At 59.0% G+C, this 13553-nt stretch carries 14 protein-coding genes; 13 read left to right on the forward strand and 1 reads right to left on the reverse strand.

Annotated features, from left to right (window positions below):
- Positions 1-19: 19 nt before the first annotated feature.
- Positions 20-838 (reverse strand): lytic transglycosylase domain-containing protein, encoded by an 819-nt coding sequence (locus F3H35_RS00360; protein WP_149777695.1) that lies wholly within the window; start codon positions 836-838, stop codon positions 20-22.
- Positions 839-1192: 354 nt separating this feature from the next.
- Between F3H35_RS00360 and F3H35_RS00365 the strand changes: the two genes are divergently transcribed.
- From F3H35_RS00365 to F3H35_RS00425, 13 genes are all read left to right on the forward strand, one after another.
- Positions 1193-1429: a Flp family type IVb pilin gene (locus tag F3H35_RS00365; RefSeq protein WP_149777696.1), complete on the forward strand. Its 237-nt coding sequence runs from the start codon at positions 1193-1195 to the stop codon at positions 1427-1429.
- A 167-nt stretch (positions 1430-1596) separates the two neighbouring features.
- Positions 1597-1791, forward strand: coding sequence for a hypothetical protein (locus F3H35_RS00370; RefSeq protein WP_007816795.1), 195 nt, complete (start codon positions 1597-1599; stop codon positions 1789-1791).
- A 234-nt stretch (positions 1792-2025) separates the two neighbouring features.
- Positions 2026-2898: a Flp pilus assembly protein CpaB gene (gene cpaB / locus F3H35_RS00375; RefSeq protein WP_149777697.1), complete on the forward strand. Its 873-nt coding sequence runs from the start codon at positions 2026-2028 to the stop codon at positions 2896-2898.
- 201 nt (positions 2899-3099) lie between these two features.
- A complete protein-coding gene (locus F3H35_RS00380) occupies positions 3100-4503 on the forward strand; it encodes a type II and III secretion system protein family protein (RefSeq protein ID WP_149777698.1) in 1404 nt (467 codons plus the stop codon).
- A 17-nt stretch (positions 4504-4520) separates the two neighbouring features.
- Positions 4521-5177 carry an OmpA family protein gene (locus tag F3H35_RS00385; RefSeq protein WP_149777699.1) on the forward strand — a complete coding sequence of 219 codons (657 nt, stop codon included), beginning with the start codon at positions 4521-4523 and terminating at the stop codon, positions 5175-5177.
- Positions 5178-5465: 288 nt separating this feature from the next.
- Positions 5466-6686, forward strand: a complete 1221-nt coding sequence (locus tag F3H35_RS00390) for an AAA family ATPase (protein ID WP_149777700.1) — start codon at positions 5466-5468, stop codon at positions 6684-6686.
- Between the two features lie 18 nt (positions 6687-6704).
- On the forward strand, positions 6705-8156 hold the full coding sequence (locus tag F3H35_RS00395) for a CpaF family protein (protein WP_149777701.1): 1452 nt from the start codon (positions 6705-6707) through the stop codon (positions 8154-8156).
- Positions 8157-8161: 5 nt separating this feature from the next.
- Positions 8162-9130 carry a type II secretion system F family protein gene (locus F3H35_RS00400; RefSeq protein WP_007816784.1) on the forward strand — a complete coding sequence of 323 codons (969 nt, stop codon included), beginning with the start codon at positions 8162-8164 and terminating at the stop codon, positions 9128-9130.
- A gap of 13 nt (positions 9131-9143) precedes the next feature.
- Positions 9144-10130, forward strand: coding sequence for a type II secretion system F family protein (locus F3H35_RS00405; RefSeq protein ID WP_149777702.1), 987 nt, complete (start codon positions 9144-9146; stop codon positions 10128-10130).
- A 12-nt stretch (positions 10131-10142) separates the two neighbouring features.
- Entirely contained in the window at positions 10143-10697 is a 555-nt protein-coding gene (locus tag F3H35_RS00410) for a tetratricopeptide repeat protein (RefSeq protein WP_149777703.1), read from the forward strand.
- 28 nt (positions 10698-10725) lie between these two features.
- Positions 10726-11583: a tetratricopeptide repeat protein gene (locus tag F3H35_RS00415; protein WP_149777704.1), complete on the forward strand. Its 858-nt coding sequence runs from the start codon at positions 10726-10728 to the stop codon at positions 11581-11583.
- A gap of 14 nt (positions 11584-11597) precedes the next feature.
- Positions 11598-12098, forward strand: a complete 501-nt coding sequence (locus tag F3H35_RS00420) for an A24 family peptidase (RefSeq protein WP_149777705.1) — start codon at positions 11598-11600, stop codon at positions 12096-12098.
- A 132-nt stretch (positions 12099-12230) separates the two neighbouring features.
- The gene (locus F3H35_RS00425; protein WP_149777706.1) at positions 12231-13541 is read left to right on the forward strand and encodes an ATPase; all 1311 of its coding nucleotides are present in this window, start codon (positions 12231-12233) and stop codon (positions 13539-13541) included.
- Positions 13542-13553: the final 12 nt, after the last annotated feature.

Below are 13553 nucleotides of genomic sequence, written 5' to 3' on the forward strand. Positions count from 1 at the left end.
CGGCGCTGGCCTTGCGCGATCAGTTCAGCGCAAGGTCCAGCGCGCAACCATCGCTGATAAGCTCGGGGCTGGTCTTGCACAGGGCTCTGGCCACCTCGAATGCGGCCAGGACTTTGGGCACGTAATCACGGGTTTCGGCGAAGGGAGGAACGCCGTTGTGTTTCTTGACGGCGTTTTCGCCGGCGTTATAGCCGGCAAGAGCCAGCACCGCGTCGCCCTGAAATTCCGTCAAAAGCCAATCGAGATAGGCGACACCGCCACGGATGTTCTCGGCCTGAGAAAGACTGTCGGTCACACCGAAGCGCCGGGCCGTGTCGGGCATCAGCTGCATCAGGCCCTGCGCGCCTTTCGGGCTTTCCGCGGTCGGCTTGCCGCCGGACTCTACCGCGATGACCGCCAGAACCAGTGCCGGTGACACCTGTGTTCCGATCGTGGCACGCAGAACATGCGGCCCTTGGGCTGCCGCGATATCCTGCACCGTCTGCAGGCGCGGCCCGGAGACCGAAGCGCCCCCCGGCCCGTCTGACAGCATGACGAAGGCATCGCGCAGCCGGGCCACGCCATCCACGCCGATCTCGGGCGAGACCTTGTCCCAGAACCAGCCATACCGAGACACAGGCGGTGCAGCACCGTCATCGGAGGGTGCGGTCTGATCGAGGGCGGCGGCGGGCGCTTCGGGCTGAGGTTCGATCTGCACGGTGATGCGTCTCGCTGTGTCCGGCGACGGCGGCTTGCCCATCTTGAAGGTGAAGTCGGGGAATGGCGGCGGATCGCCGGCATGGGACAGGCCCGGCAACCAAAGGGCAAAGCCCAAGGCGACGATTCCAACACATTTCATGATTTCGATCTGCTCTGAATGTTCTGTTTCGCGCAGTATCGCAAAAGAATGGGTGATTTTCCATAATTGTGTGATTTACGGAAACGGCGCACCGGACGCAGAGGTGCAAAAGCCGTAAAATTCACGCCAAAATTCCAAGAAACAGATAAAATTTTCCTTCCAAATCAGACCATTAAACGCCAAAGCCCAAAAAACTCCGGCGGTCTCGAAAAACGTTCTAATCGCGCCAAATTCCTGCCTGAATTGATGGGCTTTATAGCGTCATACCGCAAGAGTGATGGGCCAAAGAGAGAGGCGGCCCGGACATGCTCAAACGGTTAAACCTGAGACAGTGATCCTATGGAGGGACCAACAATGAATAAGTTCATCAAGCAATTCCTGAAAGAAGAAGACGGCGCCGTGACAGTTGACTGGGTCGTTCTGACCGCAGCAGTCGTGGGCCTTGGCGTGGCCGGTGTGGCAACCGTCAAAGGCGGCGTTGATGGCCTGGCCGGCAGCGTGAGCACCGAACTGAGCGGCGCCAACGTGGTCAGCCTCGGCACCCTGGGTCAGTCGACCGGCACCGGCGGCGGCGGTGGCGGCGAAGAATAAGACATTCGCTCGAGCGACTATCGGATGACACAAAATCTGGCCGCAAGACCGCTTTGCGGCCAGATTTTTTTGGGGGCGGCGATCCTGTTTGCCTCACGCCGCAAGACACAAGAACGAGCAGGCATACAGCGCAGCGACGCAGTCGCACCAAGAAAAAGGAATGCGCCATGAACGAGTATCTGAAGACATTCATCTGTAACGAGGACGGCGCGGTAACGGTTGACTGGGTCGTCATCACCGCGGCTGTCGTGGGCCTTGGCGTCGGTGTCGTAACCACCCTGCTGGCGGCGAACAATTCCATAGGCAACAGGGTCGCAAGCACGATGAATGCCGCGGAAATCCAGAGCCTCAATCTGGAGTGATCGACATCACGGGCGACAAGACCCCGGCAAAAGCAAAGGGCTGATGCAGGGTTGCGTCGGCCTTTTCCGTGTCGAGGGTCTGTCACACGCGACTGCAACACATCCGAGCGTTGTGCATGATCCAGAAACGATCACCGGCTTTCCCTCATTTCGCCACAATAAACCGCCAGATTGCGATGGATTGACGGGCGATCGGATCGCTCCGGCACATAGGAATTATCGAGAGGACGGACCATGAGATTGGTATTTGGACTGGTGCTTGTCCTGGGTCTGGGTCTGGCGGGCTTCGCCGTTTACATGGCCAAGAGCTATATCCAGGGATATCAGAACCAGCTTGCGCTGGAACGGGCACAACGCGCGCCTCAGATCGAAACCGTCGAGGTTTTGGTCGCGAAGACACCACTGAAATACGGGCAAAAGCTGAAGCCTGACGCGGTGCGTCTGGTGAAATTCCCCAAAGACGCTCTTCCCGAGGGCGTGTTCACGACGATGGACGCGCTGTTTCCCAAGGGTGAGCAGGAGCCGCGCGCTGTGCGCCGCGCCATGGAAGTCAACGAGGCGATCATGGCGGTCAAGGTTACCGCACCGGGCGAGGATGCGGGCATTTCGTCCCAGTTGGCGCAAGGCATGCGCGCCTTCGCAATCAAGGTCGACGTGGCCAGCGGAGTGTCCGGCTTTCTGCGCCCGGGCGACCGGGTCGATGTCTATTGGACAGGCCAGGTGCGCGGCGGCAGCGACGTGCGGACCGAGGGTAATTCGATGGGCGATGTCACGAAACTCATCGAAACCGGCGTTCAGCTGATTGCCGTAGATCAGATCTCGGATGAGAACACCACTCAGGCGATCATTGCCCGCACCGTCACGGTCGCGGCCAGACCACAGCAGGTCGCCGCCCTGGCACAGGCCCAGGCGACTGGCCGCTTGTCACTGTCGCTGGTCGGCACGGACGAGGAATCCGTGGCCGAAGTGATCGAGGTCGACCAGAACCGCCTGTTGGGTCTATCGCGGGTCGAAGCGGCCCCGGCACCGCAACGCCAGGAGGTGTGCACCATCCGGACACGCCGCGGTGCGGAAGTGATCGTCAGCCAGATCCCCTGCACGAACTGACGGCCAGACAGTCAAGACATCATCGGGCGCCCGGGTTACGGGCGCCCGTTTTGGTGGGTGGCTGTTTTTGCGCCACATTCTTGGGAAAATTCGACAAAAAGTCGTTGATTCTTGAAAATTCGAAAGAAGTACCGCAGAGTAACAACCAAACCGGGCGACCAAAGACCCGACCAATGAGGCGTGATCGGAAAGGCAGGTCACATGAAAAACGCAGGCTTATTCAAAGCCGCCCTTTTGGGGCTGGCAGTGGTATTCAGTGGATTCGTTACCGAGCTTCAGGCAGAAAACCTACAGGTTGTCCGCAACGGTGCGGCGCGCGATCTCAACGTTACGATGAACCGGGCCGTTGTCGTCGAAAGCGATGTGCCATTCGCGGAACTGAGCATCGCGAACCCGTCCATCGCGGATTTCTCGACCTTGTCCGACAGAACGATTTACGTGCTTGGCAAGGCACCTGGGCGGACCACGCTGACGTTGCTGGACGATAGCGGGCGCCTGATCACCAACGTTGAAATCCACGTGTCGACGGACGTTTCGGAATTCAAGGAACGGCTTCAGCAAATCCTTCCGAACGAACGGATCGAGGTCCGCACGGCCAATGACGGCATTGTCCTGTCGGGCAGCGTATCGAGCACGGCGCGCATGGAGCGTGCGCTGTCTCTGGCGCAGCGCTATGCGCCGGATCGCGTATCGAACCTCATGGTCGTGGCGGGCAATCAACAGGTCATGTTGAAGGTACGGTTTGCGGAAATGCAGCGCAGCGTGTCCAAGCAGCTGTCCACATCGCTTGCGGTCGACGCTCTGGGGGTCACCGGAAACGGTGCCGCGCTTGCCGGCAGCAACCTGCCGTCAGCAGGCGCCAATCGGGTTGGAATCACCGCAAACAACAATGCCGGTGCCGCCTTCTTCGGCTTTGACATCGGGTCGGTCGAAATCGGCATCCTGCTCGAAGCGCTCGAAACCAAAGGGGTCGTGCGCACCCTCGCGGAACCGAACCTGACAGCCCTGTCGGGACAGGAGGCCAAGTTCCTCGCAGGTGGCGAATATCCCGTGCCCGTCGCGCAGGACAACAACACGACATCGATCGAATTCAAACCCTTCGGCGTTGAATTGAACTTCATTCCGCGGGTTGTGGATGGCGACATCATCAATCTTGAAATGGCCGCAGCCGTATCCTCGATCGATCCGACGAACGGCATCAACACCGGTGCATTCAACGTCGACGCCTTCCGTCGCCGCGATACGTCCACGACAGTGCAGTTGCGCGATGGTGAAAGCTTTGCGATCGCGGGACTGCTGCAGGACGATTTCCGGGATACGAATGCCCAAGTGCCGTGGCTTGGTGATGTGCCGGTGCTCGGCGCTCTTTTCCGCAGCGCAGATTATGCGCGCGCACAGACCGAACTGGTCATCATCGTAAGCGCGCATCTTGTAACACCGACCCGCGGCGAGGCTCTTGCCCTGCCCACGGACCGGGTGAGACTGCCCTCAGAAATGGATCTGTTCCTCAATGGGCGCGTACTGAACAGCAACATTCCCAGTGGCACTGCCGGCGAAGTCGCAAGACAGGATTTCACCGGCTCCTACGGCTACGTGATGGAATGAGCGAAAGGTAAGGGCCCATGAAACATCTTCTCGCAACTGCAAGTCTGGTCGCGATGGCGGCCTGCACCGGGCAAGGCGACTATCGGAGTTCCTTCTTTTCCGAGGCAGGATCGGTCGTGGACAGCGGGTCGTTCGGCAATGCCAACATGAACAACATTCTCGTCATGACGGGCGAAAAAGGATACGTCTCGGACTTGGCAAACCGCTTTGCCAGCGAGGTGCCCAGCACCGTCAATTTCGCCTTCGACTCGGCGCATCTGGATGCCGCCGCGCGCAATACGCTGAATGCACAGGCAAGCTGGATCAAGCAATTCCCCGAGGTCCGGTTCCGCGTTTATGGTCACACCGACAAGGTCGGATCGGAAAGCTACAACCGGCATCTCGGGCAACGCCGCGCCAATGCCGTGGTCAATTATCTCACGAGCCATGGCATCAGCCGGTCGCGCCTCGAAGCGGTGGTGTCTTATGGCGAGACGCAGCCTGTTGTCGTGACCGAAGGACGAGAACCCCGGAACCGTCGGACGGTGACCGAAGTCACGGGCTTCGTCGCCTCGCACCCCGACATCATCGAAGGCCGCTATGCGTCGGTCATCTACCGTGACTACGTGGCCAGCGCCAAACCCCCGACAGACCTGTCCATGGTGGCAGGCGACGAACAGATCGTCGGCGAATGATCCGCCAGATCTGAGTAAATCTCCCTGTCCGGTCACTGCCGGACCACCTGAAACCCGCCCCTTCGGCGGGTTTTATTTTGGCCTTCTCAAATCGCATAATTACGGTTTTTTGGCCCAAATGTTGCCTAGATTTTCAACGATTGTCTCCCAGTGGCAGATGCGTCTCCCGTGGTTCGGGATCGACCGCTGATGCCGGAAAATACACATAACAGACCCCTGGCAAACCCGGGGCAGCCCGCGAGGCGACTTGAAAAATGGGATCGACAAATGACGAGTAGTTCTACGCACATGCCAGAACCCAGCCCGATCCGGGCCTGCACCATCAGTCGTGATGTGCAGAACTTCGATCTTCTGATCGAAGATATGGAGACAGCGCTTGGCGAAAACTGGGGCGATCTCGGATTTTCGGAGGCACTGGCCTTTTTCAACCAGCCCGAAGCCAAGGCACTTGAATTCGTTGCCATCGCGATCGACGAGTCCGATGAGGACGATCTCGTCATGTTGGGCGAAATCATCGGGCTGGCGAATGCAAAGGGCATCAAGGTCATCCTGATTGCCGAGGACGTAAGCCCGGCGGCGCTCCATCAGTTGCTGCGAAAAGGTGCCGATGAATTCGTCCCCTACCCTCTCCCGGAAGGTGAACTCGAGGCCGCAATCGATCGGCTGAAGCGAATCGCCGAGCGCCCCGCCGCAGCCGTTGCCGGACGACATGCGCCCGGCCTTGAAGCGCCTGCCGACGGCGTGCTGCTTGCCGTTCAGGGCTTGGCCGGTGGGACCGGTGCGACGACGCTTGCGGTCAACCTTGCCTGGGAGCTGGCCACTGTCGACAAGAAGGATCCACCCCGCGTTTGCATTCTGGATTTCGGCCTGCAGAACGGAACCGTGGCGACTTATCTCGATTTGCCGCGCCGCGAAACGGTGTTCGAAATGTGGTCCGACACAGAGGCGGTGGATGACGATGTGTTCCGACAGGCCCTGACGCAGTTCGAGGAAAAGCTGTCGGTCCTGACCGCCCCGCCCGACATCCTGCCGCTCGACATGCTGACGCCGGACGATGTGCAGCGCATCCTCGATCAAGCCCGCCGCCGCTTCGATTACGTGGTCGTGGACATGCCCTCGACACTTGTCCAATGGACAGAGACCGTGCTGACCAATGCACAGGTCTATTTCACCACGCTCGAACTCGACATGCGGTCAGCGCAGAACGCCATCCGGCTGAAACGCGCATTGAGAGCCGAGGAGTTGCCGATCGAGCGACTGCGGTTCTGTCTGAACAGGGCGCCGAAATTCACCGATCTGCAAGGCAAGAGCCGGGTCAAACGCCTGTGCGAAAGCCTTGAAATCTCGATCGAAGTCCTGTTGCCCGATGGCGGAAGGCCAGTCACTCAGGCCGGCGATCACGGACAACCGCTTGCGCTTTCAGCAGGCAAGAACCCGCTTCGCAAGGAAATCGCGAAATTGGCCGGCTCGCTGCACCAATTGAGCAAGCGCGAAGCAGAGGCTGCATAAGCACGAAGGAACCCGACCATGTTTTCAAGATACAAGAAGGCTTCCTCCAATCAGGCAAAGCCCGCAGCCGCACCGGTCGAGGCCAAGGCCCCGCTTCCGAGAACGGCGCCCGTCGAGGATCCGGCAAAGTCCGTGTTGCGCCGCCCAACACCGCAATCGGCCGCGTTGCCGCAACCCGCCGACAAGGAACGCAAGCGCAAGGAACGTCTGGGGGAAATCAAGCTCGACCTGCACCGCGCACTTCTGGACAACCTCAATCTTTCCGCTCTCGACACAGCGACCGAGGCTGACCTGCGCGCCGAGATCAGCTCGATCGCGGCTGAGGTTCTGGAAGAACGCAGCATCGTGCTGAACCGCGAAGATCGCGCGACCCTGACGCAGGAACTCTATGACGAGGTGCGCGGCCTTGGTCCGCTCGAAACGCTGCTCAAGGACGACACGATCAACGACATCCTCGTCAACGGTCCGCATCAGATTTTCGTGGAACGCGCGGGCAAGCTCGAAATGAGCGATGTCACGTTCAAGGACGAAAAGCATCTGTTGCGGATCATCGACAAGATCGTTTCGGCCGTTGGCCGCCGCGTGGACGAATCCAACCCTTATGTGGACGCCCGCCTTGCGGATGGCTCGCGCTTCAACGCGATGGTTCCGCCTGTCGCGGTGGATGGCAGCCTCGTGTCGATCCGGAAGTTCAAGAAAGACAAGCTGGGGATCGACGATCTGGTCAGCTTTGGCGCCTTTTCCGAAGAGATGGCAGCCTATCTGCAAGCCGCTGTTGCCACGCGACTGAACATCATCGTGTCGGGCGGGACCGGTTCGGGCAAGACCACGACACTCAATGCGTTGTCCTCGTTCATCGACAATTCCGAACGTATCCTCACGATCGAGGATACCGCGGAACTGCAATTGCAGCAGACCCATGTGGGCCGAATGGAAAGCCGCCCGCCAAACGTCGAAGGCAAGGGCGAAGTCAGCGCCCGTGACTGCCTCAAGAACGCGCTGCGTATGCGACCGGATCGTATCATCGTCGGCGAAACGCGCGGCGAGGAAGTGATCGACATGCTTCAGGCCATGAACACCGGCCATGACGGGTCGATGACGACGATTCACGCGAACAACGCGCGCGACGCCATCAGCCGACTGGAAAACATGGTCGCCATGGCCGGGATCGAGATGCCTCTCAAGGCGGTGCGCTCACAGATCGCCTCGGCGGTGCATCTCATCGTACAGGCATCGCGCCTTCAGGATGGCTCGCGGCGGATGACCTCGATCACCGAAGTCACCGGCATGGAAGGCGAGGTGATCTCGATGCAGGAGATCTTCCGCTACCAGCGCGTTGGCCTCACACCGGAAAACAAGATCATCGGTCACTTCACCGGCACGGGTGTGCGCTCGAACTTCACCGAACGCTTCCGTCTGTGGGGATACGATTTGCCGTCCAGCATCTATGAACCCATCGCAGCGGAGTAACTCGCATGACATTGAGCGCAGAACCGATTATTTACGGTCTGATTTTCATAGGGGTTCTTGTCCTCGTTGAAGGCATTTACCTGACGGTGTTTGGCCGGTCGATCAGCCTCAACAACCGGGTGAATCGCCGGCTTGAAATGCTGGACAAGACCGGCAACCGCGAACAGGTGATGGAGAAATTGCGCAAGGAGATGCAGCAGCATCTCAAGGCACGCAACATCCCGATCTATGCAATCTTATCGGAAAAGGCCCAAAAGGCGGCCATCGCCTTTACACCGCAGCAGCTGATCATGCTGATGGCCGGGGTATCGGTGCTGGCCTTTCTTGGTCTGACGATCGGCACCGCCACCAGCGTTCCTGTCAGGGCGGTTGTGTCCATCGCCATGGGCGTCGGCGGTGTCTTTACCTGGATCACGATCAAGGCGAACAAGCGGATGGCGATGCTCGAAGAGCAGTTGCCAGACGCGATCGAACTGATGGTGCGCAGCTTGCGGGTGGGGCACCCCTTCACCTCGGCGATCTCGATCGTGGCCAGCGAAATGGCCGACCCGCTTGCCACCGAATTCGGGATCATCGCGGACGAGGCGGCTTATGGCCGCGACATCGGCGAAGCCCTCAAGGACATGGCCGAACGGCTGGACATGCAGGATCTGCGCTTTCTGGCCGTCGCCGTCACGATCCAGCAGCAATCCGGCGGCAACCTCGCCGAGATCCTAGACGGGCTGGCCAAGGTGATCCGGGCCCGTTTCCGACTGTTCCGGCGGGTCAAGGCGATCACCGCCGAAGCCAAGTGGTCCGGCAAGTTCCTGTCGGGTTTCCCGGTGCTGGCCCTGATCGGGATTCAGATCATCGACCCGAACTACTACGACAAGGCCATGCTCCACCCGTATTTCATTCCCGCCTGTCTGATCGTTGGAACGTTTCTCGTCGCCAACCTGTTCGTCATGCGTGCACTCGTGAACATCAAGGTCTGAAAAGGATCAAGCGATGCAGTTTTTCACCCAGATACAAGACATGCTCATCGGCGCCTTGGGTCCTTTCGGACCGGTGATCGCCGTTGGCACGCTTGGCATCGTTCTCGTGTTGCTGGTGATCCCGATCCTCATCAAGGATTCCAAGGACCCACTGGAAAAGCTCAAGAGAGATCAACGCGAGCGCGCAGGCGCGTCGGGTCCCGACACCGCCAGGCTTCGGACCAACCGCAAGAACGAAAAACTGGACAAATATGCCAGCTTTCTGGAACCGCAGGATGCAAAAGCCCTGTCGCAGGTACGGCTGACCCTGTTGCAGGCCGGCTACCGCACCCGGGACGCGGTGCGCTATTACCACTTCGCGCAACTGACCCTGGCGCTTGGTTTCCTGACCCTTGGCGTTCTTTATTTCCTGATCTTCAAATCAGGCGGTAAAACCTCGGCGCAACAAGCCATCATGTATATTCTCGGCCCGGGTGCCATTGGATACATGCTGCCCAAATATTGGGTGACCAAGCGTCTGCAACAGCGCCAGGAAGAGATCACCGACGGGTTCCCGGACAGTCTGGACATGATGCTCACATGCGTCGAGGCAGGCCAGTCCCTCGATCAATCAATCGTCAGGGTGTCCAATGAAATCGCCGCCTCCTACCCTGCGCTGGCCGAGGAATACCAGATCGTCGCCAACCAGATCAAAGCAGGCCGGGACAAGCCCTCGGTGCTGAACGAAATGGCAGAGCGATGCGGCGTGCAGGATATTTCGAGCTTCGTCACCGTGCTTGTCCAGTCGCAGACATTCGGCACATCCATCGCGGATGCACTGCGGGTCTATGCCGGCGAAATGCGTGATAAACGCGTCATGCGCGCAGAAGAAAAAGCCAACAAGCTTCCGACAAAGATGACATTGGCAACGATGATGCTTACAGTGCCGCCATTGCTTATCATTCTGGTCGGTCCATCGGTCATCGGCATCCTGGAGCTTTTCACGATGGCCGGCCAATAAAGGCGAGGCTGCATGATCCGGGCGGGGGCCGTTCTGACATTCGTTATCACCTTGGCTGCGTGCAGCGACGATGCATCCATTGACGGCAATCCATTTGCGCCGGGCTTGGCGTCGACCGGAGAGGCTGTGGATGGCATGATCGTCGGCCACAGGCTGATGGACGCGGGCGAGTATGAACTGGCGATCGACGCCTATTCGCGCGCTGCTCTGGAGCATGGCATGACAGCGGATGTGCTGTCTGGTCTGGGTAGTGCCAATCTGGGGCTTGGCCGTCTTGGCACCGCGGAACGGCTGCTGAGAGACGCGCTCGAGAAGGACGAAACATCACCGGAGATATGGAACAATCTCGGCGTCGTCCTCATGGAAAAAGGCGAAACCAGTGAAGCGGCGCAGGTCTTCCGGCGGGCCTATGCGCTGGACAATGGCGCTACGGACTCAATTCGCGACAATTTGCGCTTAGCACTCGCAAAATCCGAAAATTCCTATTATGATGAAGCACAAGAACAAGATTATAAGCTGGTTCGGCGCGGTACGGGAGATTACCTGATCCGCCGCATACCGGGATGAGGCGAAGGCAGTAAAAGGACGCAGAAAAATGCGCCACCTGATTATTCTTTCACTGTGCCTGGCAAGCACCGTAATGCTGGCGGGCTGCGAAGACCCGCAGGGTCAGGACGTAGATCGCGCCTTTCAAGGCGTGAACGTCATTGACGAAAGCAACCTCAATGACGTGATGCTGAACGTGGCGGACCCGAATGAGGCGGTGTCATATTTCCAGCGGGCAACGGCAGAAAAACCCGACCGCATCGACCTGCAGCGTGGCCTTGCGCAATCATTGGTCCGGGCGCAGCGCAGCACCGAGGCGGTGTCGGCGTGGAAAAAAGTGGTCGAACACGCGGAGGCGACCAATGATGATCGCGTCGATTTTGCGGACGCCCTGATCCGCAACAACGACTGGGACCGCGCGGATGCCGTTCTGGACGGGATCCCTCCGACCTTCGAGACGTTCAAACGCTACCGGCTGGAAGCCATGATTGCCGACAGCCAGCAGGAATGGAGCAAGGCCGACAGTTTCTATGAAACGGCGATCGGGCTGACGACGCGGCCGGCCGGGGTCATGAACAACTGGGGCTATTCCAAGTTGACCCGCGGCGACTTCGCCGCGGCCGAACGCCTGTTCTCCGATGCTATCCGACAGGACAGCTCGCTTTTCACGGCCAAGAACAACCTTGTGCTGGCGCGCGGGGCGCAAAAGAAATACGCGCTTCCGGTCATTCCGACGACGCAGGAAGAACGTGCGCAGCTGCTGTACACGTTGGGCCTGTCGGCGGTGAAACAGGGCGATACGGAAATCGGCAAGGGCCTGCTGCGAGATGCGGTAGACACCCACCCTCAACATTTCGAAGCCGCTGTCCGCAGTCTGCGCGCACTTGAAGGTAACGTGACAAACTAGTTCGGGACCTGCCGATGCCGCTCCAGATCACCGCGATGCAGGCCGCATGGTTTCTGCCTTTCGTCCTGCCGATTTGCGTTTGGGTGATCTGGACGGACCTGAGCACCATGCGCATTCCGAATGCTTCCGTCATCGCGTTGACATGCGTGTTTCTTGTGGTCGGTCTGTTCGTATTGCCCTTGCAGGACTACCCATGGCGGCTGGTCAATCTGGCGATCGTGCTGCTGATCGGGATACTGCTCAATGCAGCCGGCATAATGGGGGCGGGCGATTCCAAGTTCCTCGCCGCTGCGGCACCTTTCATCGATCCGGGCGATGTCGTGCCCTTGTTCGTGATCTTCTCGGCCAACCTGCTGGCCTGTTTCGTCACGCACAGTCTGGTCAAGAAAAGCACCTTGCGGCAACTGGCGCCCGATTGGATCAGTTGGTCCAGGGAAGGCAAGTTTCCCATGGGTTTCGCGCTTGGCAGCTCATTGGTGATCTATCTCGGGATGGGGATCGCCCTGGGGCAGTAGGGTATCCGATGCCCCGGGCCTGCCCGACACTCTCCTTAATCTGCTCATATTTCGCTGGCACCTTTGCGGCGCGGGCCTTCTGATATGCAGAGGGCCTGATGACATGCAACTCCGGTAGTCGGGCAAATCCGTATGAACATGCAAACCACCCAAGGTGTCCAGCCACCGCCGCCACCGAGCGGACTTCAGGAAATGAAACTGCCCCTCGTGATGATGCGCGATATCCTGATTAAGACCATGTTCCGCAAGAATATCGATACCGCCAGCGAACTGGCCGAGGCGATCTGCCTGCCTCGCACCGTGACGCAGGAATTGATCGACATCGCGCGCGAACAGAAGCTGGTCGAGGCGACCGGGACGCTGAACGCCAATTCCGGCAGCGAAATGGGATATCAGCTGACGGATTCAGGCAAATCCCGGGCGCTCGATGCGCTCTCGCAATCGGAATATTACGGCGCCATGCCGGTGCCGCTCGAGGTTTACCGCGCTCAGGTCGCCCGCCAATCCATCCGCAACATTCAGATCACACGACAGGAATTGACCAATGCGATGGGACATCTGGTCTTGCCTGACAGCCTGCTGGATCATCTGGGCCCTGCCGTTTCCGCCGGCCGATCGATCCTGATGTATGGCCCTCCGGGGAACGGGAAATCGAGTATTTCGAACGGCATACGCGATGCCATGGGCGACAGGATCTATGTGCCGCGCGCCATTGAATATTCCGGTCAGGTCATCACCGTCTATGACCCGATCGTGCATTCCAAGGCCGAAAGCGAAACCGATGATCCCAACAGTCTGCGCCGCAAGCGGACCTTCGATACGCGATATGTGAGATGCGAACGACCGACCGTCATCACCGGCGGCGAGTTGAGTTTGAACATGCTGGATCTGGTTTATAATCCAACGGCGCGAACCTATCAGGCTCCGTTGCAGTTGAAATCGACCGGCGGCATTTTCATCGTCGACGACCTTGGCCGACAGACCGAGCCGCCGCAGGCCCTCGTCAACCGCTGGATCGTTCCGCTCGAGGAATCCAAGGACATCCTTGCCCTGCAGTCAGGCGAAAAATTTGAGGTGCCTTTCGACACGCTGGTCATCTTCTCGACCAACTTCCATCCCAACGAGATCTTCGACCAAGCCGCCCTGCGCCGGATCTTCTTCAAGATCAAGATCGACGGCCCCAATCAGGAGAATTTCCTCAAGATCTTTGCCATGGTGGCCAAGAAACGCCAGATGCCGCTGGATGAAGCCGCTTTGGTGCATCTGCTGAAGGCGAAATATCCAACCATCGACAATGTCTATGCGAATTACCAGCCGGTTTTCCTGATCGACCAGATGATCTCGATCTGCGAGTTCGAGGGCATCCCCTATCAGATGAGCCCCGAACTGATCGACAGGGCCTGGGCCAATATGTTCGTGAAGGACGAAAAGATCGTGAAGTAATCTCTGGCCGGG

Origin of the sequence: Roseovarius litoreus, assembly GCF_900142765.1 — a bacterium.
GTDB classification, from domain to species: Bacteria; Pseudomonadota; Alphaproteobacteria; order Rhodobacterales; family Rhodobacteraceae; genus Roseovarius; species Roseovarius litoreus.

What these genes read in the sequence shown, in the direction of transcription:
- F3H35_RS00370 (WP_007816795.1), top strand. Translation starts at nt 1,597, where the DNA reads ATGAACGAGTATCTGAAGACATTCATCTGTAACGAGGACGGCGCGGTA.
- F3H35_RS00385 (WP_149777699.1), top strand. Translation starts at nt 4,521, where the DNA reads ATGAAACATCTTCTCGCAACTGCAAGTCTGGTCGCGATGGCGGCCTGC.
- F3H35_RS00380 (WP_149777698.1), top strand. Translation starts at nt 3,100, where the DNA reads ATGAAAAACGCAGGCTTATTCAAAGCCGCCCTTTTGGGGCTGGCAGTG.
- F3H35_RS00420 (WP_149777705.1), top strand. Translation starts at nt 11,598, where the DNA reads ATGCCGCTCCAGATCACCGCGATGCAGGCCGCATGGTTTCTGCCTTTC.
- F3H35_RS00405 (WP_149777702.1), top strand. Translation starts at nt 9,144, where the DNA reads ATGCAGTTTTTCACCCAGATACAAGACATGCTCATCGGCGCCTTGGGT.
- F3H35_RS00415 (WP_149777704.1), top strand. Translation starts at nt 10,726, where the DNA reads ATGCGCCACCTGATTATTCTTTCACTGTGCCTGGCAAGCACCGTAATG.
- F3H35_RS00390 (WP_149777700.1), top strand. Translation starts at nt 5,466, where the DNA reads ATGCCAGAACCCAGCCCGATCCGGGCCTGCACCATCAGTCGTGATGTG.
- F3H35_RS00365 (WP_149777696.1), top strand. Translation starts at nt 1,193, where the DNA reads ATGAATAAGTTCATCAAGCAATTCCTGAAAGAAGAAGACGGCGCCGTG.
- F3H35_RS00410 (WP_149777703.1), top strand. Translation starts at nt 10,143, where the DNA reads ATGATCCGGGCGGGGGCCGTTCTGACATTCGTTATCACCTTGGCTGCG.
- F3H35_RS00400 (WP_007816784.1), top strand. Translation starts at nt 8,162, where the DNA reads ATGACATTGAGCGCAGAACCGATTATTTACGGTCTGATTTTCATAGGG.
- F3H35_RS00395 (WP_149777701.1), top strand. Translation starts at nt 6,705, where the DNA reads ATGTTTTCAAGATACAAGAAGGCTTCCTCCAATCAGGCAAAGCCCGCA.
- cpaB (WP_149777697.1), top strand. Translation starts at nt 2,026, where the DNA reads ATGAGATTGGTATTTGGACTGGTGCTTGTCCTGGGTCTGGGTCTGGCG.
- F3H35_RS00360 (WP_149777695.1), bottom strand. Translation starts at nt 838, where the DNA reads ATGAAATGTGTTGGAATCGTCGCCTTGGGCTTTGCCCTTTGGTTGCCG.
- F3H35_RS00425 (WP_149777706.1), top strand. Translation starts at nt 12,231, where the DNA reads ATGAACATGCAAACCACCCAAGGTGTCCAGCCACCGCCGCCACCGAGC.